A 22,814-nucleotide genomic window follows, 5' to 3' on the forward strand; every position below is an offset into this window, starting at 1 on the left:
GGAAAGGAAGAGAATAATGTCACGTATTGGACGTCTCCCCATCACCGTTCCTGCCGGCGTTGAGGTCAAGGTTGACGGCTCTGTCGTCAGCGTCAAGGGTTCCAAGGGGGAGCTGAGCCACACTGTGGCCAGCCCCATCGAGGTTGCCCTGGACGAGAACACCCTGACCGTTAGCCGCCCGAACGATGAGCGCGCCTCCCGTTCACTCCACGGCCTGACCCGCACCCTGATCGCCAACATGATCCAGGGCGTCACCGCAGGCTACGAGAAGAAGCTTGAAATCGTCGGTACCGGTTACCGCGTTCAGGCCAAGGGATCAGACCTTGAGTTCGCTCTCGGCTACAGCCACCCGGTCAGCGTTTCTGCTCCGGCCGGCATCACCTTTGCAGTAGAGGGTCCGACCAAGCTCTCTGTCTCAGGCATCAACAAGCAGCAGGTCGGCGAAGTTGCTGCCAACATTCGTAAGCTGCGGAAGCCGGACCCCTATAAGGGCAAGGGCATCCGTTACGCAGGCGAAGTCATCCGCCGCAAGGTCGGAAAGGCTGGTAAGTAACCATGGCCATCTCCATTAACAAGAAGCGTACGAACAAGAGCAAGGCTGCTGGTCGCAGCCGCCGCCAGCTTCGTATCCGCAAGCGCATTTCCGGTACGGCTGTCCGCCCCCGTCTGGTGGTCAACCGTTCCGCACGCCACGTATTTGTCCAGGTTGTCGATGACACCATTGGCCAGACCGTAGCAAGCGCGTCCACTCTGGAAGCCGACCTCCGTGCATTCGACGGTGACAAGACTGCCAAGGCCAAGCGCGTTGGCGAGCTCGTTGCCGAACGTGCCAAGGCTGCCGGCGTCGAGGCTGTCGTTTTCGACCGTGGTGGTAACAAGTACCACGGCCGGATCGCCGCTGTCGCCGACGGTGCACGCGAAGGTGGGCTGTCACTGTGACCGAAGCAAACAAGGAAAAGGACACTGTGTCTGCAGATCAGAAGGCCCCCGAAGCCGCAGCTGCTGAGACCACTGCCCCCGCTGCCGATGACCGCCGTGGTGGCGCCCGTCGCGGCGAGCGTGGAGACCGTGGCCAGGGCCGCGGCGACCGCGGTGGCCGTGGTGGCCGCGATGGTGGCCGTGAAGCCGAGAAGAACCAGTTCGTAGAGCGCGTTGTCACCATCAACCGCGTTTCCAAGGTCGTCAAGGGTGGTCGTCGCTTCAGCTTCACCGCTCTGGTGGTCGTTGGTGACGGTAACGGCATGGTTGGCGTCGGCTACGGCAAGGCCAAGGAAGTTCCCGCTGCTATCGCCAAGGGCGTTGAAGAGGCCAAGAAGTCCTTCTTCCGCGTTCCCCGCGTTGGCAACACCATCCCGCACCGCGTTCAGGGTGAAGCCGCTGCCGGCGTCGTAATGCTGCGTCCGGCTTCCGCCGGTACCGGTGTTATCGCCGGTGGTCCGGTCCGTGCAGTACTGGAGTGCGTGGGTATCCACGACATCCTCTCCAAGTCGCTCGGTTCCTCCAACGCCATCAACATCGTTCACGCGACCGTTGATGCCCTGAAGCGCCTCGAAGAGCCGGCATCCGTGGCAGCACGCCGCGGCCTGCCGCTGGACGAGGTTGCCCCGGCGGCACTGGTGAAGGCCCTTCTCGCACCGAAGGCAGGTGCCTAGTCATGGCTAAGAACCTGGTCCCCTCCGACGCTCAGTTGGAGATCACTCAGATCAAGTCCGCCATTGGCGGCAAGCAGAACCAGCGCGACACCCTGCGGTCCCTCGGCCTGAAGCGGATCGGACACACCGTTGTCCGCACCGCCGACGCCGTGACCGTCGGGATGATCAACACGGTTCCGCACCTGGTAAAGGTAGAGGAGGCGAAGTAAATGGCAGAGAACACTGCTGATAAGGCGCAGGCTGCTGAGAAGCAGAACGCCCTGAAGGTTCACCACCTGCGTCCCGCTCCGGGTGCCAAGACCGCCAAGACCCGTGTTGGTCGTGGTGAAGGCTCCAAGGGTAAGACCGCCGGTCGTGGCACCAAGGGTACGGCTGCCCGCTACCAGGTGAAGGCTGGCTTTGCCGGCGGCCAGCTGCCGCTGCACATGCGCCTGCCGAAGCTGCGCGGCTTCAAGAACCCGTTCCGGGTTGAGTTCCAGGTTGTAAACCTGGACAAGCTCAACGAGCTGTTCCCGGAAGGTGGCGCAGTCACCGTGGAGGACCTGGTCGAAAAGGGTGCCGTTCGCAAGAACCAGCCCGTCAAGGTGCTGGGCACCGGCGACATCACCGTCAAGGTTGACGTCACCGCCCACGCATTCTCGGCCAGCGCCGCAGAAAAGATTGCTGCAGCAGGCGGAAGCACCACCGCCCTCTAAAGGGACGGCGCCAGCTGTTGGACTCCCGGTATCCGCGGGCTTCGGCCCCGGATACCGGGAGTTTTTCATATCCGCCGGGCGAATTTTTCCTGCCTTCCGGCGCACCCTGGCCGGTACGGATTGTTCGCATGGCGCATCCAACCGTTAGACTCGGATGTCGGGATTTATCAAATTCCGCAACCCCACTCTTATTGACACCACAGGAGGACGCTTGCTTAGCGCATTTGGCCGGGCCTTTCGCACGCCTGATCTGCGACGCAAGTTGTTGTTCACGCTGGCAATCATCACCATCTTCCGCTTGGGTGCGTTCATTCCCTCGCCTGGTGTGAACTACCAGAATGTCCAGCAATGCTTGCATAACGGTCAGACTGCCGGCGGGCTGTACCAGCTTGTCAACCTCTTCAGCGGCGGCGCGTTGCTCCAGGTGTCCATCTTCGCCCTGGGCATCATGCCGTACATCACGGCCAGCATCATCGTTCAGCTGCTCCGGGTGGTCATTCCCCGGTTCCAGGAGCTCTACGACGAGGGCGCGTCGGGCCAGTCCAAGCTGACCCAGTACACCCGCTACCTCACCATTGCCCTGGGCCTGCTCAACGCCACCACCCTGGTGTCCCTGGCCCGCTCCGGCCAGCTGCTCCCTGGCTGCCAGCTCCCGGTGATCCCGGACACGAGCATCATCACCACCATCCTGATCATCATCACCCTCACGGCCGGCACCGGCCTGATCATGTGGATGGGCGAGCTCGTCACCGAAAAGGGGGTGGGCAACGGCATGTCGCTGCTGATCTTCACCTCCATCGCAGCGCAGTTCCCCACCTCTCTTGGCGCGATCTGGACCTCGCAGGGACCGGGGACCTTCTTCCTCGTCCTGGTGGTTGGCCTCCTCACCGTGGCCCTGGTGGTCTTCGTCGAACAGTCCCAGCGGCGTGTTCCGGTCCAGTACGCCAAGCGCATGATCGGCCGGCGCACCGTGGGCGGCACCAGTACCTACATCCCCATCAAAGTGAACATGGCCGGTGTTATCCCGGTGATCTTCTCTTCCTCCATGCTCTACATTCCCGGGCTGATTGCACAGTTCAACCAGCCCAAGAATGGCGAGTCACTCCAGCCGTGGGTTGAATGGATCAACAACAACCTGACCCGCGGTGACCACCCGATCTACATGGCGGTTTACTTCCTCCTGATCGTGTTCTTCACCTACTTCTACGTCGCGATTACCTTCAACCCTGAAGAAGTCTCGGACAACATGAAGAAGTACGGCGGCTTCATTCCAGGTATCCGCGCCGGCCGGCCGACCGCGGACTACCTGCAGTACGTGCTGTCACGGATCACCCTGCCCGGCGCCCTCTACCTGGGCTTCGTGGCACTGATTCCGCTGGTGGCACTGGTACTGATCAACGCAAACCAGAACTTCCCGTTCGGTGGCACCTCGATCCTGATCATGGTGGGCGTTGGCTTGGAGACCGTCAAGCAGATTGATGCGCAGCTACAACAACGTCACTACGAAGGGCTTTTGCGATGACGAGAATGCTGATTATTGGACCTCCCGGTTCCGGAAAAGGAACGCAGGCGGAGCGGATTTCAGAACGCCTCGGCGTTGTGGCCATCTCCACCGGCGACATCTTCCGTGCCAACGTGAAGGGCGAAACCCCGCTCGGCATCGAGGCCAAGAAGTACATGGACAACGGCGACTTCGTTCCGGACAGCGTGACCAACAAAATGGTCCGTGACCGCCTGGGCGAATCCGACGTCGACAACGGCTTCCTGCTCGATGGCTACCCGCGCACCACCGCGCAGGTTGACTACCTTGACGAGATCCTCGCCGACGGCGACGAGAAGCTCGACGTGGTGCTGCAGCTGACGGCCGACGACGAAGAGCTGGTCCAGCGCCTCCTGGGCCGGGCCAAGGAAACGGGCCGGAGCGACGACAACGAAGCCGTCATCCGCCACCGCCTTGACCTCTACCACGAGCAGACGGAGGCCGTGGTGGCGAAGTACGCCGAGCGCGGCATCCTGACCCAGGTGGACGGGATCGGTCCCATTGACGAAGTTACGAACCGCGTGATGCAGGCCATCAAGGCCGCACAGGCAGCCTGACCCAAGGCGCCACGGTTATCGAGGCTCCTCCCGGAATCCGGGAGGAGCCTCAGCCATTTGAAAGGACACATCATGGCCTTCGGCCAACCCCGCATCGAATTCAAGAACAATGCCCAGATGCGCACCATGCAGGAAGCCGGACTGGTCCTCAGCCGCGCGTTGGACGCCGCCGTCGCCGCCGCGGTACCGGGGGTCACCACCAAGCACCTGGACGACGTTTTCGCGGCGGTCCTCAACGAAGCAGGTGCCAAGTCCAATTTCCTGGGCTACCACGGCTTCCCGGCCACCATCTGCACCTCGGTGAACGAGGAAGTGGTCCACGGCATCCCGGGCAGCCGGGTCCTGCAGGACGGTGACATCATTTCCATCGACGGCGGAGCGATCGTCAACGGCTGGCACTCCGACTCCGCCCGGACCGTGATCGTGGGAACCGCGGATCCCGAGGACCAGCGGCTCTCCGACGTCACCCAGGCGGCGATGTGGCGTGGCATCGCAGCCCTGGCCACAGGAAGCCATGTGGGTGACATCGGTGCCGCCATCGACGACTACGTTTCCTCCGTACCGGGCAAGCCCTTGGGCATCCTGGAGGACTACGTGGGCCACGGCATCGGCTCCGAGATGCACATGGCCCCGGACGTGCTGAACTACCGCACCAACCACCGCGGCCCCAAGATCAAGCCGGGCCTATGCCTTGCCATCGAACCGATGCTGGTTCGCGGCAGCATCGACACGGCGGTCCTGGACGACGACTGGACCGTGGTCACCACCGACGGCAAGCGGTCTTGCCAGTGGGAGCATTCGGTAGCGGTGCATGAGAAGGGCATCTGGGTCCTTTCGGCCCCCGACGGCGGCGCGGAGCACCTAGTGCCGCTGGGCGTCACGCCTGTTCCCATCCCTTAGCCGGACGGCAGGGACCGGCGGCGTTTGATCGCCGCCGTGACACGCAAAAGCCCTGGCCAACCTGTACGTGGGTTGGCCAGGGCTTTGCGCGTCGAAAGGGCTACGCCTTCAGCTTGGGTTTCACATCTTTGGTGTAGATGCCATCAAGGGTTGTCTTGAGGTCCGTCATGGTGGCCTTGACGTCGCCCTGCTGGGTGAGGATTTTTGCCGCAGCCTTCGCCATCTCCTGGTCTGCGCCGGGCAGGAACACCCGTGCGTTGTCCTGGACGTGCGTGACCGCAAGCTGATCCATGGCCGTCTTGATCTGCGGGGTCTTGGCCAGCACCGCGGTCATGTCGGCGGACTTGCGGACCGGCATGTACCCGGTGGCGGCGGAGAACGCTGCCGTGCTGTCCGGTTCGGTCATGAACTTCAGGAACGTCGCGGCCGCGAGCTGGACTTCCTTGCTCACGCCGCTGGGGATGCCGAGTCCTGCGCCGCCCGTGGGGCAAACTTCGGTGTCCTTCTTGGGGCCGCCCGGCAGGAAGCCGACACCGACGTTGAACTTTGCGGACTGCAGGACGCCCAGGAGGTCGCCGGTCGAGGAAATGGTGGCCGAGGCGATGCCGGCGGCAAAGTCGTCTGCGGCGTTCTTCGAAGACACTCCTGCCCATTTGTCCTTGTAGACAGTGTCCTGGGCCCACTGCAGTGCGGCCACCGACTCGGCTGAGTCACAGTTGAGGTCCCAGCCGTTGGACCAGCTGCCGCCCCAGCCCCAGAGGTTGTTCTGCAGCGTCCAGCCCGCGTAGCCGGCCAGGGCGGGGTACATGTAGGCGTAGCTGGCGCCCGAGGCCGCCTTGAGCTTGGGTGCCCACTCACCAAATTCCTGCCAGGTCTTCGGGGCCCGGTCCGGCAGGCCCGCGGCCTTGAAGTGGTCCTTGTTGTAGTAGAACAACGGGGTGGACCGGCCGTAAGGCAGTGCCCACTGCTTGTCACCATACTTGTAGTCGTCCACCAAGGACTTCTGGAAGTCGTCCATCTTGAAGTCCAGCTGCTTGATCAGGCCGTCGAGCGGGATGATGTTGCCGTTGGTGTAATACCGGAACCACCACACGTCCGAGAGCACCACGAGGCCCGGCAGGTCAGACTTCGCAGCCTGTGAGGTCTGGAACTTCTGCGCGATCTCCTCGTAGTTGGCGCCGGCCGTCACGAGGTTCACCTTGATGTCCGGGAATTTCGCCTGGAACTTGTCGATGATCGCCTTCTCCACATCCTGCGACTTGCCGGGATGGCTGGTCCAGAAGTCGAACGATCCTGCGGGCTTGACGCCGCTGAAGTCGATGTCGGTTGCGCCGGCGGTGGCGCCGCCGCCGCTGGTGGACGGACCGCCGCAGGCGGCCAGGGCGGTGGCAACTGCCCCGGCGCCTGCGAGTCCCAGGAAGTTTCTGCGGTGGAGTTTCATGACCATGGTTGGTCCTTTCAAAGAAGTTTTGACTGGGTGCGAAGCAAAACAGCTTGCGGTGTGAAGAAAATCGGGTTGCGGGCGGGAGCCGCCCCGGCACCCCTAGCCCGTGACGCTGCCCTGGGTCAGGCCGGCGACGATGTAGCGCTGCAGGGCTGCGAACACGAGCAGGATCGGAACGATGACCAGCATGGCCCCGGCCATCAGGATGCCCCAGCCGGCGCCGTTACCCTCCGAGTTCTGCAGCAGGGTCAGGCCGACGGGAAGGGTCATTGTTTCCGGCCGGTCGGTGATGATCAGCGGCCAGATGTAGTCGTTCCACTCGCTGACCACCGTTACCAGGGCCACGGTGGCAATCGAGGGCAGGGACACGGGGGCAACGACCTGCCAGAGACGGCGCCAGTGGCCCGCCCCGTCGATTTCCGCAGCCTCAAGGATTGAAGCGGGCAGCGTCATGAAGTGCTGGCGCAGCAGGAACGTGCCAAAGGCCGTACCCAGGCCGGGAAGGATGATTCCCCAGAGCGTGTTCTTCCCGCCGATCCCGGCAATCAGGATGTAGTTCGGCAGGATCGAGACCTGCGGCGGCACCATCAGGGCCACGAGGATCACGATGAAGATCACGTTCTTGAAGGGGAAGCGAACGAAGACCAGGGCGTAGGCCGTCAGGACCGCCAGGATGACCTTCACGGTGGAACCGACAGTCGTCACGATAAGGCTGTTGATGAAAAACCGGCCAAACGGCACCGTGGTCATCGCCACCCGGTAGTTATCCAGGTTGAGGCCTTGCGGCAGGACCTTCAGGTCCGTGGTGACGATTTCGCCCGGCTGCTTGAAAGAGCTCAGCAGCATCCACAGCAGCGGTAGGACGACGACGAGGGTGGCCAGGATCAGAGGAACGTAGCCGCCAACCACGGTTTGGGCCAGGTTGGCGCGCGAGAATGGACGGCTGCGCTCCGGCGGCAGGTCCGTGCCGGTGGCCGGGGCGGGACTCACAGGGGAGAGCGTGCTCATGAGTAATGCACCTTACGTTCGACAAACCGCACCTGCAGCACGGTGATGACCAGCAGGATCGCGAAGAGGACCACGGAGATGGACGCCGAATAGCCGGCCCGGTTGTACGCCCCGAACGCCTGGAGGTAGGCCTCGTAAATCAGGGTGGAGGTTCCGTTGCCCAGCGGGGTCATGATGCGGATCAGGTCGAAGGCCTGCAGGGAGCTGAGCATGGTGGTGATCAGGAGGAAGAACGTGGTGGGCGACAGCAGCGGGACGGACATGCTGACGAACCGGCGGAAACCGTTGGCTCCGTCAAGTGAGGCCGCTTCCATCACGTCCTTGGGAAGCGACTGGAGCCCCGAGAGGTAAACGACCGCGCAGTAGCCGAGGTTCTTCCAGATGTAGACGATGATGACCATCACCAGCGAGAGTTGCGGGTCGTTGATCCACTGCGGACTCTGCTGGCCAAGGCCGCGCAGCAGCCACGACAGGACGCCGTAGCCGGGGTCGAAGATGAACAGCCAGACGAGTCCGACGCCAACGCCGCTGAGGACGTAGGGTGCGAAGACAGCGGAACGGGCGAAGGTGGTGCCGCGGACCTTGGAGTTCAGCGCGAGGGCCACCAGCAGCCCAAGGACCATGGATCCGCCGACGGTCACGATGGTGAAAGTGGCAGTGGTTCCGAGCACATTGGGAGCGTCGGCGCTGGTGAAGAAATTGATGTAGTTGTCGAAGCCGACGACGGTCGCGGAGGCGGAGCCGAGCGTCCAGTCCAATGTTGAGTAGTAGATGTTGTTGATGAGCGGAAGGTAAGTGAACACTGCTATCAAGGCCAGGTTTGGCAGCGCCAGCGCAAGGAAGACGATGAAGTCCCTGCGGGTTCGGGCGGACCAGCGTCCCCTGCGCCGGCCCGGCGTGACCGTTACGGCGGTAGCCGCTCGCCGGTCAGTTAGTTGTTTTGTCACGGTGCTTCTCTAACGGATCCAGGCCTGCCTTGGGCAGGCGGTCGGACGGGGGAGTCTTATTACTTCAGCACATGGTTGCCGGCGGAAACCGCCGTGGGAGCCTCGTCAGGGACTTGTTCCGGCAGGCTTCCATGTCCGTTTCCCCTTTGTTGGTTGTGGGATTCCTCAATGTTCGCTTTCCGCCGCGGGAACCTGGCCGAAGTCCCCGGCCCGGAGCGCAGAATGGACCCATGAGCGCAATTTCAGATGTCCCCGGTATCCGGGTGGGCCACCACCAGCGGACCGGCGATGGCTGGCTGACGGGCGTCACCGTTGTCCTGCCGCCGCCCGGCACGGTGGGCTCGGTGGATGTCCAAGGCGGGGGCCCGGCCACCCACGAAACCGATGCGCTCGATCCCACTACCCTGGTTGGCACCGTGGATGCTGTGGTGCTGACCGGCGGGAGTGCCTATGGGCTGGTGTCCGCGGCCGGGGTCCAGCGCTGGTGCGAGGAAAACGGCCGCGGATTCGCCGTCTCCGGCGGCGTTGTCCCCATCGTCCCCGCCGCCGCCATCTTTGACCTGGGCAGGGGTGGTGACTTCTCCGCCCGTCCGACCCCGGACATGGGCTACGCGGCAGCAGCCGCCGCTGCGGCACAAGAGAAGGGGGACGACGTCGAACGCGGCAACGTGGGCGCCGGCACCGGGGCGCTTATTGGCAGGGGCCGGTTCAAGGGCGGCGCGGGGACCGCGTCGGTCACCCTTGAGAACGGGGTGGTAGTGGGATCGCTGGCCATCGTCAACGCGGTCGGCCTCCCGTTTGGCACGCCGAGGGCTTCGGCCGGTGGGCAGGAGGCCGGCCGTGGTGGCCCCCTTAACACGACGCTCGTCGTCGTGGCCACCAACGCAGTGCTGGACGCGGCGGAGTGCAAGCGGACGGCCTCTGCATCGCATGCCGGGATTGCCCGGGCGTTGAATCCTTCCCACACCCTGGCTGACGGGGACACTGTTTTCTGCCTGGCAACCGGTGCTGTGGCGCTCGACCGCTCCGATGAAGCTGCCCGGCAGGTCAGCCTCATCACGCTCCAAAGCGCGGCAGCCGACGTCGTCCGCCTGGCCATCCTGGACGGCGTGGCCGCGGCTGCCGCGGTGAGCACGCCCGCCGGCGAATATGGTGCCTTCGGCGCCGAGTAGGCTACTATGGCCGATTTAACTTTTAGCGGCCAAGAGGGTAGTGTTGTTTGTTGGTTGTCTGGACTGCCGCGCCCTTTTGGGTCTGGAGATGGCAATCGATCCAACAAAAACGTTCGTAGTCATGCCCGGTGCAATCCGGCGGGGCTGCGGCAACAACAGTTAGCGGAGGGTATGGCCAAGAAGGACGGGGTCATTGAGATCGAAGGCGTTGTGACCGAGGCGCTGCCTAACGCGATGTTTCGCGTTGAGCTCACCAACAAGCACATCGTTCTGGCACACATCTCTGGAAAGATGCGTCAGCACTACATCCGGATCCTCCCCGAGGACCGCGTAGTGGTGGAGCTGAGCCCGTACGACCTCACCCGTGGTCGTATCGTCTACCGCTACAAGTAAATTGCTGGGCAGCTGCAGCGCAAGCTGACTGCTGCTCCAGCTGACCAACTGTTACACGCAAAGGAATGCCATGAAGGTCAAGCCGAGCGTCAAGCAGATCTGCGAAAAGTGCAAAGTGATCCGCCGTAACGGCCGGGTCATGGTGATCTGCGAGAACCCGCGCCACAAGCAGCGCCAGGGCTAATTTCCTTCCCTGAAGGAAATCCTGGGTTGCTAACCCACGCAAGTAAATAAAGGCAGCACAAGCTGATCTGGAACATTGAGCTCGAAAGAGTCCGGACAGCTAACCCCCGGTCGGAGGCTGGGGCCGTACGGAATGTGCGGGTGTACTGCCTACGACCTCCGGTTTATCAAGGAGTACTGCCACTATGGCTCGTCTCGCTGGCGTAGACATTCCCCGCGAAAAGCGGCTGGAAATTGCGCTTACTTACATCTACGGCGTGGGCAAGACCCGTGCACACGAAACCCTGGCTGCCACGGGCATCAGCGCTGACGTTCGCGTCAAGGACCTGACTGACGCCCAGCTGGTTGAGCTGCGTGACTACATTGAAGGCAACTACAAGGTTGAGGGTGACCTTCGCCGCGAAGTAGCAGCAGATATCCGCCGCAAGGTTGAAATCGGCAGCTACGAAGGCCTGCGCCACCGCAAGGGCCTGCCCGTACGCGGTCAGCGTACGAAGACCAACGCACGTACCCGCAAGGGTCCGAAGCGTACCGTCGCCGGCAAGAAGAAGGCCCGTTAAAATCCCCGCCGGGATTAACGGAGCTTTCCCCAATAACTTTCTGTAGGAGAAAAAATGCCCCCGAAGACTCGTGGCGCGGTTCGCAAGCCGCGTAAGAAGGACAAGAAGAATATCGCGCTTGGCCAGGCGCACATCAAGAGCACCTTTAACAACACCATCGTTTCCATCACGGATCCGAGCGGCGCTGTTATTTCCTGGGCTTCCTCTGGTGAGGTTGGCTTCAAGGGCTCGCGCAAGTCCACCCCGTTCGCTGCCCAGATGGCTGCCGAAGCCGCTGCCAAGCGTGCGCAGGAGCACGGCATGCGCAAGGTAGACGTTTTCGTCAAGGGACCGGGTTCCGGACGCGAAACGGCAATCCGGTCGCTGCAGGCCGCAGGCCTGGAGGTTGGCTCCATCCAGGACGTCACCCCCGCAGCACACAACGGCTGCCGCCCGCCGAAGCGCCGCCGCGTCTAATTCTTTTCCGCAGCAGGAGCTTGCCCGGACCAGTGATGGCCCGGGCAAGCCCAGCGCGTTAAGTCTTCAGACCGAATTTCCACCACCTGTGTTGCGTCATATAGCGGATGCTCGCCGAAAGGAAACCTAAGTGCTCATTGCACAGCGCCCCACCCTCTCCGAAGAGGTAGTCTCCGAAAACCGTTCGCGTTTCATCATCGAACCGCTGGAACCGGGCTTCGGCTACACCCTCGGAAACTCCCTCCGCCGTACCCTGCTCTCCTCCATCCCCGGTGCTGCCGTAACCAGCATCCGGATCGATGGTGTGCTGCACGAGTTCACCACGGTTCCGGGTGTCAAGGAAGATGTCACCGAGATCATCCTTAACATCAAGAGCCTGTCGGTTTCCTCCGAGCACGACGAGCCCGTCGTGGCTTACCTGCGCAAGCAGGGCCCCGGAGTCGTCACCGCCGCGGACATTGCTCCGCCGGCCGGCGTCGAATTCCACAACCCGGATCTGCACATCGCCACGCTGAACTCGAAGGGCAAGTTCGAACTCGAACTGACCATCGAGCGCGGCCGCGGCTACGTTTCGGCAGCTCAGAACAAGTCCGGCGACGCAGAGATCGGCCGCATCCCGGTCGACTCGATCTACTCGCCGGTCCTGAAGGTTACTTTCCGCGTGGAAGCAACCCGTGTTGAGCAGCGCACCGACTTCGACAAGCTGATTGTCGACGTCGAGACCAAGCAGGCCATCGCCCCGCGCGATGCCGTTGCTTCCGCAGGCACCACCCTGGTGGAACTGTTCGGTCTGGCCCGTGAGCTGAACACCGCAGCTGAAGGTATCGAGATCGGCCCGTCGCCCACCGACGCTGCCCTGGCAGCTGACATGGCACTGCCGATCGAGGATCTGGACCTCACCGTCCGTTCCTACAACTGCCTCAAGCGTGAGGGCATCCACACCGTGGGTGAACTCGTTGCACGCTCCGAGGCTGACCTGATGGACATCCGCAACTTCGGTGCCAAGTCCATTGACGAGGTCAAGGCAAAGCTGGTTGAACTGGGCCTGTCCCTCAAGGACTCGCCTCCCGGTTTTGACCTCGCAGCACGCGCCGCAGCAATCGAAGAGGACGACGCCGCCTTCGGCGACGACGAACTCTAAACCAGACCTTGGCCGGCGGGCAGCACCATGGTGTGCCGCCCAACGGCTTCCACATGAGGAGAAACAATTATGCCTACCCCCACTAAGGGTCCGCGCCTCGGAGGCGGCCCGGCTCACGAGCGCCTCATGCTCGCGAACCTGGCAGCATCCCTGTTCGAGCACAAGCGGATCACCACCACGGTGACCAAGGCCAAGCGCCTGAAGCCGTACGCAGAGCGCCTGGTGACTTTCGCCAAGCGTGGCGACCTCGCCTCCCGCCGCCGGGTTCTCGGCCTGATCAGCAACAAGGGCGTCGTCCATGAGCTGTTCACCGACATCGCCCAGGCCGTGGAGAACCGCGACGGCGGCTACACCCGCATCACCAAGATCGGCAACCGCAAGGGCGACAACGCTCCCATGGCTGTCATCGAACTGGTCCTCGAGCCGGTTTCCGCCAAGCAGGCTGTCGTAGCCGAGGCTACCTCTGCCGCCAAGCGCGACGCCGACAAGAAGGAAGCTGCCGCTGCTGCTCCGGCTGCCGAAGAGGCTCCGGCCGCTGAGGAAGCTGCTGCAACCGAAGAGGCACCTGCTGCTGAAGAAGCTGCAACCGAAGAGGCTCCGGCCGCTGAGGAAGCCGCCGAAGCTCCCGCAGCCGAGGAGAAGGAAGCGAAGTAATTCGCTGACCTGCTTCGCATAGACTTAGGTCTGTGAACCACCAAAAACCCGCGGCCCCCGTCTTAGGGGGCGGCGGGTTTTTGCGTCTCCGGCTTGATCTTTCGTACGACGGCGGCCCGTTCAGCGGGTGGGCGTTGCAGCCTGGCCGGCGCACTGTCCAGGGGGTCCTCGAGGAAGCAATCGAGTTGGTGGTGCGCCGCGCGGTCCGGGTCACCGTAGCCGGACGCACCGATGCCGGCGTCCACGCCCGCGGCCAGGTGGTCCACCTGGACCTCACTGAAGCTGAATGGCTGGCACTGCCGCGCGGGCATGAACTCGAGCCCGCCGTCGCCATGCTGCGCCGTCTCCGGGGCGCCCTGAACCGTACCCTGGGCGACCTTCACGGCGCCGTCGAAGTCCACGACATCTCATTGGCCCCTGCGGGCTTCGACGCCCGGTTCTCGGCCCTCTGGCGGCGCTACAGCTACCGGATCGCTGACGGACCGGCCTTCTGGGATCCGTTGGCACGGTACTTCACGCTCTGGCACAGGAATCCACTGGATGTGGACCTGCTCAACCAAGGCGCGTCGCAGCTTCTGGGCCTGCAAAACTTCTTGTCCTTCTGCAAGCCGCGCGAAGGTGCCACCACCATCAGGGAGCTGCAGCGCTTCGAGTTCGCCCGCGGTGACGACGGCGTCATCGTGGCCACCGTGCAGGCCGATGCGTTCTGCCACAACATGGTCCGGGCCCTGGTGGGTTCGGCCTTGTACGTGGGGGAGGGCGTTGTGCCGCCGGGCTGGCTGCACGAGAGGCTGCTCCTGCAGAAGCGGGACGCCAAGTCGGTGCTGGCTGCCCCGCATCCGCTGGTACTGGAGGAAGTGGCCTACCCCTCGGACAGTGAGCTGCTGGCACGCGCCGAGCAGACCCGGGCCCTGCGCCAGTAGACCTTCCCATCAGAAGGACGGCGGTGGTCCCTCTGCCGGCAGTGTCACCGTGAAGGTGCTGCCTTGGCCCTCGCCGCTCTCGCAGGCAATCGAACCGCCGTGCCGCTCCACGATCATCTGGGTGATGGAGAGGCCGAGGCCGGCCCCCGGGATGGCGGCTTGGCGGGCAGACTCGGCCCGGAAGAACCTGTTGAAGGCCCTGGCGGCGTCCTCCGCTGACATGCCCATGCCAGTGTCCTTAACGCTGAGCCTCACCCATTGGGTGTCCGCTTCCGCGCTGATGCTCACCGTGCCGCCGTCGGGCGAATACTTGATGGCGTTGGACACCAGGTTGTCCAAGACCTGCCCGATCCGGAGCGGATCGGCATACGCCCAGAGCGGCGAGGGGACGTCGGCGGAGAACTCCACGCGGGACCGTTGCGCCGAGGCCTGCGCGGAGCTGAGGCTGGTTTCCACCAGGCTGGCGATGTCCGTGCGTTTCGGATGGACGTTCAGTGTGGTGGATGCGGATGCCGTCAGGTCGGCTACAAGGTCGATCATCCGCTCCGCGTTTCGTTGCACCACCAGCAGGCGCTTGGCCAGATGCGGTGGCAGGTCTGCGCTGTCGTCGAGCACCAGGTCCACGTTGCCGATGATTGAGTTCAGCGTGTTTTTGAATTCATGCGACACGTTGGAGACCAGGTCCTGGTTCGCCGCCAGGGATTCCACCCAGCCCGTCACATCGCTGTACACCACCACCGCGCCGGTGAGCCGGCCGTCTTCGCTGACCAGCGGCCGGGCTGCAGTGGAGAGAGCCCGCTGGTCCGGCCCCTGGCCCGCCCAGACCAAGTAGTCGGCGAAGGATTCCCCGGCCATCGCCCGGCTGATGGGCCGCCGGTCCGGGGGCAGCAGGGTGCGCCGGTCCTGGCCATAGATCAGCTGGTGCCCCTGGCCGGGGACTTCTTCGTCTGCACCGGTGACCCGGCGGAAGTTCCGCTGCCGGCTGTTGGAGACCAGGAAGTGGCCTGAGCGGTCGACAGCGGCAATGCCGACGTCGGTGGCGTCCAGTACGGTTTCAAGCAGCTTTTCCCGTTCCCGGCTGGCATCCAGCAGTTCACGGAGTTCCCGGTCCTTTTCGGCGAGCTCGCGCTGCTGCAGCCGAAGGTTCACGCTGGCGAAGCGGGTGGCCAGGGAGACAGCGAGCATCACGAGGGGGAACAGGACCACGGTGGTGAGGTCCGAGGCCGTGACGGATGGCAGGTGGACCGTGGCCGGAGGCATCATGATCAGGAACGTGCCCACAAAGCTGAGTACCAGGCTGGTCCGGGTCAGCATGCCGGAGGCGGACAGCCAAATTACCGGGAAGACCACCAGCACTGCCAACCCGGGCAACAGCGGTGCGGCCCCATTGCGGAGGAACCCGATGGCCGCGAAATCGAGCACCGGGATGAGCAGGTAGGCCCGGTGCCCCAAGCGCTCCCAGGGGACCAGGAAACAGGCCAGGAACAGCACCGCGTGCAAGGCAATCCCGGCCAAGTACAGGGGGCTGTGCGTGAGCGAGGGCCAGGCGAGGGGAGTGGCTACAGCAATGATGGCCACAATGACCGTGATGGGGAGTTGGCACAACGCGACTTGGGCGCGGGTTCCCAGCCTGCGGAAGATGCGGGCGGGTCCCCGGTGGAACAATGGCTCAGCCATGTTTCTGACTCGTACCCCTTTTCGGTTGGAAAGCACAGGACCCGGAAGGCCTCATCCATTGCTCCGATACCGGGCAGGTACCCCTTTTCCGCCCATATTGCACATGTCTTGTCATAGTAATTGACTTTTCAATTCTTAGGGCGATTGCGGATGTAATCAGCTGGGCTTACTAGTAGCGTATAAATGGTTGGAGCGGGTATGGCATTGGCGCTGGGCCAATGGGGGGCCATCTCCGCCTGGCGCAGGGATAGCAATGGACGATCTTGGTGTAGCTGTGGTCATCGAAGATGACGCCGATGTGCGGAACCTCCTTGAAGGTGTTTTGACCCAGGCAGGCTTTGAAGTGCATACAGCTGATGACGGGCGGTCCGGGGTAGAGGCGGTCCGCAGCAAGCAGGCCAACGTCGTGACACTCGATATCGGGCTGCCGGATATTGACGGTTTCGAGGTGTTGCGACGGATCCGGACCTTCAGCAACGCCTATGTGGTGATGCTGACGGGGAGGACTGAGGAACCGGACCTCTTGTCAGCGCTGAATACAGGGGCTGATGACTACATTGCCAAGCCGTTCAGGCCCAGGGAGCTCCGTGCCCGGGTGGCGGCAATGATGCGCAGGCCGCGCCACGAGGCGGACGGGCTGCGCCCGTCACCTGCAACGTGGGGCCAGGCCGCAGCTTCTGTTCCCGGCCCGGGCGAGTTCGGCCTCCTGCAGCACAACGGTCTGCGTTTGAACCCCCGGACCCGCACCGTGGAAGTCAGTGGGGAACCGCTGGGGCTGACCCGAAGCGAGTTCGACCTGCTCCATGTGCTGCTGAAGGGCGGCGGCGCCGTATGCACCAGGGCGGATTTGGTGCGGGCTGTCCGCGGAGAGTTCTATGAACACGACACGTACATCAGCGAAGCGGACGAGCGCGCAGTCGAAGTCCATGTGGGAAACCTGCGGCGCAAGCTCAACGAGGACCAGCTTTCTCCGCGCTGGCTGCAGACAGTGCGTGGGGTGGGCTACAGGCTGGCGCCCCGGCGGCCCGGCGACGCCTGACCGAACAGCTAGCCCTGTTCCAGGATGAACGTTGACTGGAGCTCGGACACCGTCCGTGCGCCGTCGTGGGCAACGCCGGCCATCATCGCGCGCCCCTGGACGAAGTCGCCTTGACGGATCAGGGCTTCGAGGACCTCGGCGAGTTTGGCCAGCCGGACACCGCCCACCATGGCGGAACTGATTTTGAGGCTGATCACCGCGTCAAGGGCTGAGGCCTCGTCCTGGCTGTCCACTGCTGTTCCCAACCGGGAAAGGCGCGTGTCCCACATGGCGGCGTAGTCCCGGGCGAAGCGCCGGGCCAGCCCGGACCCTGCGAGTTCGTCGTCGAGTTCATCCAGCACGGTTGTATCAATCAAAGGCAACAGAGCGGCCGCCTTTAGTGAATGGGCCGCACCGGCGGGTGGAATGGATGGCGGCTCGACACCGGCCGGCGGGAAGCCCGGAACGGGGCTGCTTCCGCTGGTGCCGGGATCGGGATTGTGCATTGTCCAAGGCTACTTCCTGGAAATCCTGCGGTGACCGGTTTCGGATGATTCTGTGTAAACCTTGAGGCAACCTTGCCGCCATGCTGAGCAACGTTACTGGCCGGTAAAGGTGGCTATCGTATTGATGACTGCAGGTCCCAGGATGGCAATAAAGAGGACCGGAAATATAAAGAACAAGAGCGGGAAAAGGATCATGACGGGTAGCTTCATGGCCTTTTCCTCGGCCCGCTGGCGCCGCTTCACGCGCATTACCTTGGCCTGGACGCGAAGTACCCGGCTGATGGCGATTCCGTAAGTATCGGCCTGGACGACGGCCTGCACGAAGCTGCGCAGTTCAGGGATGCTGGTCCTCTCCGCCAGGGCGATGTAGGACTCCCGGCGGCTGCGCCCCACCTGCATGTCCTGCAGGGTGCGGACCAGCTCCTCGGCAAGGGGGCCTTTGCCGTTCTCACCGGCCCGTGCCATGGCGCCTTCGAAGCCCAGCCCCGCTTCCACCGAAATCAGCATCTGGTCCAGGGTGTTGGCCAACTCCAGCTGCATGGCCTTCTGCCGTTCCTGGCCTTTGCTGTAGAGCAGGAGGTCCGGGATGAAGTAGCCAAGAACCATGACGAAGAGCCCCGCCAGCTTCATCAGCGGGCTGCTTTCCACTGCCGCCAGGTAGCCGCCCATGGCTGCGCCGGCCAGGCCGAGAGCCAGCTTGGACCCCATCACCTTCCCCAACGGCATGGATGCCGGCCGGCCGGCCAAGGCCAGGAGCCGGTCAAGGAGGGCGACATAGGCCGGTGGTGTCAGGCGCCTGCCCAACGCTTCCAGCAGTCCCGGGCCTGTCCCGGCAGGGGTGGCGGCAACGGCAGGCGCCCCGCGAGAAAGCAGTTCGGCGGCGGCGACGCGGCCCTGCTTGTCCACCGTCAGGACCGACCAGGCCAGGGCGGCCAGGGGCAGGCAGACCAGCAGGATCGAGAGCACGATGATCAGGTTCATGGCATCCTCAGAACTTCAGGTCGATAATCTTGCGCATCCACAGCCCGCCGATGGTCATCAGGACGAACGAGGCTCCGATCATCACCCAGCCCAGGGGGTGTGTGAACATGGCATTCATATAGTTGGGGCTGACGGCCAGCAGCATGGCCACGATGCCGAACGGCATGGCGATCAGGATGTAGGCGGAGAACTTGCCCTCCGCGGCCAGTGCCTTGATGTGGCCTTTGATCTCCGCGCGCTCGCGGATGGTTTCGTTGACCTGGTCCAGCACTTCGGCCAGGTTGCCGCCTACCTCGCGGTTGATCTGGATGGCCTGCGAGATCCACACGAAGTCCTCGTTCTTCATCCGCTCGGCGGTATCGTTCAGGGCTGCCAGCAGGTCACGGCCCAGGCTGGTTTCGGTGATGACGCGCCGCATCTCCTCCGACGTAGGTTTCTGCGATTCCGTGGCTGCGGCGTCGATCGCGCGGAGGATGCTGTGCCCGGCGCGCAGGCCACCGGAGAGCAGCTGGAGGGTGTCGCCGAGCTGGCCGTCGAATGCGGCACGGCGCTTGCCGGCCAGGAACCCGAGGACAACCTTGCCGGCGAACGGCGCCAGAAGCGCGAGGAGCAGGCCCATCAATGGCCCCACGGTGACAATGCCCACCAGCATTCCCACGCAGGCGCCGATCCCAACGAGCAGGAAGAACTCAGCCTGGCTGAGGCGCAGCCCCGCGTTCTCGAGAGTCGCCCGGGAGAAGAGCTTCACGCTCCGGCCCGCGAGCAGCCGTTCGAAGGACTTGACGCCGGAGAGGGCCACGCGCGTCAGGGAGGACGGCGGCTCTGGTTCAAAGGGACGACGGCGGTCCAGGGGCACCGCGGGGGCGCCAGGCAGGAGGACGGCCACGCCGAGCAGGCAGATGGCCGCCAGGAGGATGACTGCTCCGATGCCCATGATCATGAGTGTTGCCCCTGCTTCGCGCCGGGGGACAGCGGCCCGGCAAACACCCCGGGGGAGACGTGGATGCCCAGGTCCTCGAACCGGTCGATGAACCGGGGCCGGATGCCGGTGGCTACGGGCTTGCCCATGAACCGGCCGTGGGCGTCCACACCCGCGGAGTAGTCGAAGACGAACGCGTCCTGGAGGGTGACGATGTCGCCTTCCATCCCTTGGACCTCGGTGACGTGGGTGATGCGGCGGGACCCGTCGCGGAGCCGGGAGATTTGGACGATCAGGTTGACGGCGGAGGCGATCTGCTCGCGGATGGCGCGCAGCGGAAGGTCCATACCGGCCATCAGGACGAGGGTTTCGAGGCGGGCCACGGCGTCGCGGGGGGAGTTGGAGTGCACCGTGGAGAGGGAGCCGTCGTGGCCGGTGTTCATGGCTTGGAGCATGTCCAGCGATTCGCCGCCGCGGACCTCGCCCACCACGATCCGGTCCGGACGCATACGGAGCGAGTTGCGGAGGAGCTCACGGATGGTCACCTCGCCCTTGCCTTCGGTGTTGGGCGGCCGGCTTTCCAGCCGGACCACGTGGTCCTGCTGGATCTGCAGTTCCACGGCGTCTTCTATGGTGACGATCCGTTCGTCGTGTGGGAGGAAGGAGGACAGCACGTTGAGGAGGGTGGTTTTGCCTGTGCCCGTACCCCCGGAGACGATGATGTTGAGCTTGGCTTTGACGCACGCGTTGAGCAGCTCGGCCATTTCCGGGGTGAGCGTGCCGAAGTCAATGAGGTTGCGGACCGTCAGCGGGGTCTTGGAGAACTTTCGGATGGTCAGCGACGAGCCGCCCACGGCCAGCGGCGGGATGACGGCGTTGACACGGGAGCCGTCCTCCAGGCGCGCGTCCACCAGAGGGGACGACTCGTCGATGCGGCGGCCCACCTTGGACACGATCCGTTCGATGACTTTGCGGAGGTGCTCCTCGGAGCTGAAGCGTGACTCGGTAAGTGTCAGCTTGCCCATGCGTTCGACGTAGATCTGGTCCATCCGGTTGACCATGATTTCGGTGACGGCGGGATCGTCCAGCAGGCGTTGGAGGGGGCCGTACCCCAGCACGTCGTCGGCCACGTCGCGGACCAGGCGGGCGCGTTCCTCCGGGCTGAGGGGAACCTGCTCGGCATCGATGATGCGGGTGAGCTCATCCTTGGCGGTGCTCCGCAGTTCCTGTTCGGTGACGGCGGCGTCATTGAAGCGCGTGCCCATACGCTCAAACAGCGCGGTGGCTGCCCTGTCCTTCATGGCTGCGAAGACATCCACACCAGGTGCCTTGGGCACGAAGGAGGTGCCGGCGTCGTGCGTTGAATGCACGACGGCGGCGTGGGCGGGAGGGCGCTTCTCCGTACCCTCGTCGGGGGCCTGGGCAGGCGCAGATGCGGGGTGCGGAGGATCGAGCAGCGCGGTGGCAGCCGGTGCCGCGGGACGGCCCTGGGCCGCGTTGATGCGTTCCGAGAGTTTCATCAGATAACCACCCTTCGGTGAAGCTTCCGTTGCGCCTGGGTGCGCCAGGCCGGGTTGAAACGCTGGACCAGTTGGCGGAGGCTTTTGACGGCAGGGTCCTTCCTGGAGTCCTGGAGGACGGGGATGCCGCGGTTGGTGGACAGTGCCACGGCGCGGGAGCGGGGGACGCTGACGTCCACGGGCGCGCCGATGGTGGATTCAACGTCCCGGACGTTAAGGCCTGCTTTGGCGTCGGCCATGTTCAGGACCACGTGGCGGGATTCGGGCATGATGTCCAGTTGGCGGAGGACTTCCAGGCCCGAGCGGAGGCCGCGCAGGCTGGGGATGTCCATGGCGCTGACCCAGACCACGTCCGTGCATTTTTCCATGGCGGCCAGCCCGATTTCCGGCATGCCGGGGGCGGTGTCCAGCACCACGTACTGGAATTCCTGGGCCAGCTGGTCCAGCAGGTGGCTGACCTGGTCCGGGGTGATGTGGTCCGCGTCCACAGGGTTGGGCGGGGCGCACAGGGCGTAGATGCCCGCCGGGTGCACCGTGAGGAAGGCCTTCAGGACCAGGGAGTCCTGGGCGGCGGCCGGGGTGACGGCGTCCGTGACGGTGTGTTCGGGGTTGAGGTACAGGCCGGAGGCGACGTCGCCGAACTGCAGGTCGAGGTCCACGATGACCACGCTCATGGGTGCAACCTGTCCCAGGCCGATGGCGATGTTGGTGGCCAGGGTGGTTTTGCCGACGCCGCCCTTGGGGGAGAAGACGCCGATGACCAGGCCCTTGGCGTTCCCCGGCTGTTGCGCCTCCGGGCCCCGGTGCCGGGTGGCGAACGACTGGCAGGCGCGCTCCAGCAGCACACGGATTTCGGCGGCGTCCGCCTGGGGGCTGAGGATGTCCCGGATGCCCGCGCGCATGGCATGCAGCAGGCCCGCGGGGTCAACGTCGCTGACCAGGACCAGGCTGAGGCCGGGGAGCTGGACATCAAAAACCTTGGCGAACCGGAGTGCTTCCTCGTACGGGACATCCGGGCCGATGATCAGCACCTCCGGCTGCTCCTGGTTGAGGAGCGCGAAGAGTTCCGCCGGGCCGGCCGGGAGGATATCGCTCGCGATGGTCTGGACAGTGCCGCGCAGGCCGTTGACGACGGCGGCGCGCAGCTTCTGGTCGAAGTCGCCGTTGGGGGAGAGGAGGACGAAGCGGCTCACTTGTACACCGTGTCCTTCCTGGCGATGAACCCGCCGTTGTCCTGGGCGTCGAGGGGCTCCTTGGTGAGCCAGAGGCTTCCGTTGAGGTTGGTATAGATGATCTTGCTTGCGTCCACGTCACTAACCGCCACGGTCACCATGAAGGAACCCTGGGGGAGAGTGGTGTCCTGGGGGTTGGTGCCATCCGAAGGCTTTGCACTTGGTTGCGCTGCACGCTGGACTGCCGTGACGAGGACTTTGCGAAGGGAAAGCTGTGTGGTGGGTTCGGCCGGCTTGGACTTATCAGCTCCACCCCCGAAACTGAAGCCAATCGCAACATGGTCCCCGGCCTCGAGACGGCCGCCCACAACCATCTTGGGTTCCAGCTCGAAGGTCACTTCCTGCATGCCGGCAGGCACTTTGACGGCGCCGCTGGACTTGACATCAGCGGGGTCAACCAGACGTTCCGCCAGAAGCTGCTCGCCGGGGATCAGGTCGACAGCGGCGACGGTACCGGCTTTGCTGTCCAGGGACGTCAGGGCAGTTGGTGCGACACCTGCAGCCGGCACGTCCTGGATGACGAGCGAGGCTGTCATGTCATTGACCGACGTTCCCGCGGGGATGGCTTTTTCGACCACCAGCACCTTTTTGGGGCTAGTAGTGGCAATCGCCCGAGCATCGGCGCCGTTCGCGTAGACGATGATGAGCAAGGCTCCCACAAGCGCCAGGGCGACGGCGGCCGTTCCGGCGAGCATGCGAGACTTCACGTTGGACTCCGTGGGTGTGTTGGTCAGGT

At 64.1% G+C, this 22,814-nt stretch carries 27 protein-coding genes; 17 read left to right on the forward strand and 10 right to left on the reverse strand.

Going from position 1 to position 22,814, the window contains the following annotated elements; all coding sequences use genetic code 11:
- The first annotated feature begins 16 nt into the window (after positions 1-16).
- The 8 genes from rplF to map all read left to right on the forward strand — a co-directional run bounded on the left by rplF (position 17) and on the right by map (position 5,344).
- Positions 17-553: a 50S ribosomal protein L6 gene (gene rplF, locus QRN53_RS16685; RefSeq protein WP_285244937.1), complete on the forward strand. Its 537-nt coding sequence runs from the start codon at positions 17-19 to the stop codon at positions 551-553.
- A gap of 2 nt (positions 554-555) precedes the next feature.
- Positions 556-939, forward strand: coding sequence for a 50S ribosomal protein L18 (gene rplR / locus QRN53_RS16690; RefSeq protein WP_159631366.1), 384 nt, complete (start codon positions 556-558; stop codon positions 937-939).
- Positions 936-1,652 (forward strand): 30S ribosomal protein S5, encoded by a 717-nt coding sequence (rpsE, locus tag QRN53_RS16695; protein WP_285244938.1) that lies wholly within the window; start codon positions 936-938, stop codon positions 1,650-1,652. The genes rplR and rpsE overlap by 4 nt, the downstream gene beginning before the upstream one ends.
- 2 nt (positions 1,653-1,654) lie before the next feature.
- On the forward strand, positions 1,655-1,861 hold the full coding sequence (rpmD, locus tag QRN53_RS16700) for a 50S ribosomal protein L30 (protein ID WP_018760444.1): 207 nt from the start codon (positions 1,655-1,657) through the stop codon (positions 1,859-1,861).
- On the forward strand, positions 1,862-2,347 hold the full coding sequence (gene rplO, locus QRN53_RS16705; RefSeq protein ID WP_285244939.1) for a 50S ribosomal protein L15: 486 nt from the start codon (positions 1,862-1,864) through the stop codon (positions 2,345-2,347).
- Positions 2,348-2,558: 211 nt separating this feature from the next.
- Entirely contained in the window at positions 2,559-3,869 is a 1,311-nt protein-coding gene (gene secY, locus QRN53_RS16710; RefSeq protein WP_285244940.1) for a preprotein translocase subunit SecY, read from the forward strand.
- 5 nt (positions 3,870-3,874) lie between these two features.
- On the forward strand, positions 3,875-4,444 hold the full coding sequence (locus QRN53_RS16715; RefSeq protein ID WP_285244941.1) for an adenylate kinase: 570 nt from the start codon (positions 3,875-3,877) through the stop codon (positions 4,442-4,444).
- A gap of 72 nt (positions 4,445-4,516) precedes the next feature.
- Entirely contained in the window at positions 4,517-5,344 is an 828-nt protein-coding gene (gene map / locus QRN53_RS16720; protein WP_285244942.1) for a type I methionyl aminopeptidase, read from the forward strand.
- A 100-nt stretch (positions 5,345-5,444) separates the two neighbouring features.
- On the opposite strand, the gene QRN53_RS16725 is transcribed toward map, so the two are convergent.
- The 3 genes from QRN53_RS16725 to QRN53_RS16735 form a co-directional block, all read right to left on the reverse strand.
- On the reverse strand, positions 5,445-6,791 hold the full coding sequence (locus QRN53_RS16725; RefSeq protein WP_285244943.1) for an ABC transporter substrate-binding protein: 1,347 nt from the start codon (positions 6,789-6,791) through the stop codon (positions 5,445-5,447).
- A 96-nt stretch (positions 6,792-6,887) separates the two neighbouring features.
- Complete coding sequence (locus QRN53_RS16730) at positions 6,888-7,796, reverse strand: carbohydrate ABC transporter permease (protein WP_285244944.1); 909 nt, start codon at positions 7,794-7,796, stop codon at positions 6,888-6,890.
- Entirely contained in the window at positions 7,793-8,743 is a 951-nt protein-coding gene (locus tag QRN53_RS16735) for a carbohydrate ABC transporter permease (protein ID WP_285244945.1), read from the reverse strand. Before QRN53_RS16735 ends, QRN53_RS16730 begins: the two co-directional genes overlap by 4 nt.
- A gap of 230 nt (positions 8,744-8,973) precedes the next feature.
- On the opposite strand from QRN53_RS16735, the gene QRN53_RS16740 reads away from it, so the two are divergent.
- The 8 genes from QRN53_RS16740 (at position 8,974) to truA (ending at position 14,225) form a co-directional block, all read left to right on the forward strand.
- On the forward strand, positions 8,974-9,915 hold the full coding sequence (locus QRN53_RS16740; protein WP_285244946.1) for a P1 family peptidase: 942 nt from the start codon (positions 8,974-8,976) through the stop codon (positions 9,913-9,915).
- A 171-nt stretch (positions 9,916-10,086) separates the two neighbouring features.
- Entirely contained in the window at positions 10,087-10,308 is a 222-nt protein-coding gene (gene infA, locus QRN53_RS16745; protein ID WP_009358723.1) for a translation initiation factor IF-1, read from the forward strand.
- A 70-nt stretch (positions 10,309-10,378) separates the two neighbouring features.
- Complete coding sequence (rpmJ, locus tag QRN53_RS16750; protein WP_009358722.1) at positions 10,379-10,492, forward strand: 50S ribosomal protein L36; 114 nt, start codon at positions 10,379-10,381, stop codon at positions 10,490-10,492.
- Between the two features lie 184 nt (positions 10,493-10,676).
- Positions 10,677-11,051: a 30S ribosomal protein S13 gene (gene rpsM, locus QRN53_RS16755; protein ID WP_003803743.1), complete on the forward strand. Its 375-nt coding sequence runs from the start codon at positions 10,677-10,679 to the stop codon at positions 11,049-11,051.
- A gap of 54 nt (positions 11,052-11,105) precedes the next feature.
- Positions 11,106-11,507 (forward strand): 30S ribosomal protein S11, encoded by a 402-nt coding sequence (gene rpsK / locus QRN53_RS16760; protein WP_018760435.1) that lies wholly within the window; start codon positions 11,106-11,108, stop codon positions 11,505-11,507.
- A gap of 130 nt (positions 11,508-11,637) precedes the next feature.
- Positions 11,638-12,648: a DNA-directed RNA polymerase subunit alpha gene (locus QRN53_RS16765; protein ID WP_013601812.1), complete on the forward strand. Its 1,011-nt coding sequence runs from the start codon at positions 11,638-11,640 to the stop codon at positions 12,646-12,648.
- 69 nt (positions 12,649-12,717) lie between these two features.
- Positions 12,718-13,302 carry a 50S ribosomal protein L17 gene (gene rplQ / locus QRN53_RS16770; RefSeq protein WP_285244947.1) on the forward strand — a complete coding sequence of 195 codons (585 nt, stop codon included), beginning with the start codon at positions 12,718-12,720 and terminating at the stop codon, positions 13,300-13,302.
- Between the two features lie 32 nt (positions 13,303-13,334).
- Positions 13,335-14,225: a tRNA pseudouridine(38-40) synthase TruA gene (truA, locus tag QRN53_RS16775; RefSeq protein WP_285244948.1), complete on the forward strand. Its 891-nt coding sequence runs from the start codon at positions 13,335-13,337 to the stop codon at positions 14,223-14,225.
- 9 nt (positions 14,226-14,234) lie between these two features.
- Here truA and QRN53_RS16780 read toward each other — a convergent pair whose 3' ends face one another.
- Positions 14,235-15,902, reverse strand: coding sequence for a sensor histidine kinase (locus tag QRN53_RS16780; RefSeq protein ID WP_285244949.1), 1,668 nt, complete (start codon positions 15,900-15,902; stop codon positions 14,235-14,237).
- A 253-nt stretch (positions 15,903-16,155) separates the two neighbouring features.
- Between QRN53_RS16780 and QRN53_RS16785 the strand changes: the two genes are divergently transcribed.
- Positions 16,156-16,941 carry a response regulator transcription factor gene (locus tag QRN53_RS16785; protein WP_285244950.1) on the forward strand — a complete coding sequence of 262 codons (786 nt, stop codon included), beginning with the start codon at positions 16,156-16,158 and terminating at the stop codon, positions 16,939-16,941.
- An 8-nt stretch (positions 16,942-16,949) separates the two neighbouring features.
- Here QRN53_RS16785 and QRN53_RS16790 read toward each other — a convergent pair whose 3' ends face one another.
- The 6 genes from QRN53_RS16790 to cpaB form a co-directional block, all read right to left on the reverse strand.
- Positions 16,950-17,303 carry an Hpt domain-containing protein gene (locus QRN53_RS16790; protein WP_285244951.1) on the reverse strand — a complete coding sequence of 118 codons (354 nt, stop codon included), beginning with the start codon at positions 17,301-17,303 and terminating at the stop codon, positions 16,950-16,952.
- Positions 17,304-17,519: 216 nt separating this feature from the next.
- On the reverse strand, positions 17,520-18,407 hold the full coding sequence (locus tag QRN53_RS16795; RefSeq protein WP_285244952.1) for a type II secretion system F family protein: 888 nt from the start codon (positions 18,405-18,407) through the stop codon (positions 17,520-17,522).
- Between the two features lie 7 nt (positions 18,408-18,414).
- Positions 18,415-19,347, reverse strand: a complete 933-nt coding sequence (locus tag QRN53_RS16800) for a type II secretion system F family protein (protein WP_285244953.1) — start codon at positions 19,345-19,347, stop codon at positions 18,415-18,417.
- Positions 19,344-20,846 carry a TadA family conjugal transfer-associated ATPase gene (locus tag QRN53_RS16805; RefSeq protein ID WP_285244954.1) on the reverse strand — a complete coding sequence of 501 codons (1,503 nt, stop codon included), beginning with the start codon at positions 20,844-20,846 and terminating at the stop codon, positions 19,344-19,346. The genes QRN53_RS16800 and QRN53_RS16805 overlap by 4 nt, the downstream gene beginning before the upstream one ends.
- A complete protein-coding gene (locus QRN53_RS16810) occupies positions 20,846-22,039 on the reverse strand; it encodes a CpaE/TadZ family protein (protein ID WP_285244955.1) in 1,194 nt (397 codons plus the stop codon). The genes QRN53_RS16805 and QRN53_RS16810 overlap by 1 nt, the downstream gene beginning before the upstream one ends.
- Positions 22,036-22,785 (reverse strand): Flp pilus assembly protein CpaB, encoded by a 750-nt coding sequence (cpaB, locus tag QRN53_RS16815; RefSeq protein WP_285244956.1) that lies wholly within the window; start codon positions 22,783-22,785, stop codon positions 22,036-22,038. Before cpaB ends, QRN53_RS16810 begins: the two co-directional genes overlap by 4 nt.
- Between the last annotated feature and the right edge of the window lie 29 nt (positions 22,786-22,814).

It is taken from the genome of Pseudarthrobacter sp. fls2-241-R2A-127 (assembly GCF_030209355.1).
Classification (GTDB): Bacteria; Actinomycetota; Actinomycetes; order Actinomycetales; family Micrococcaceae; genus Arthrobacter.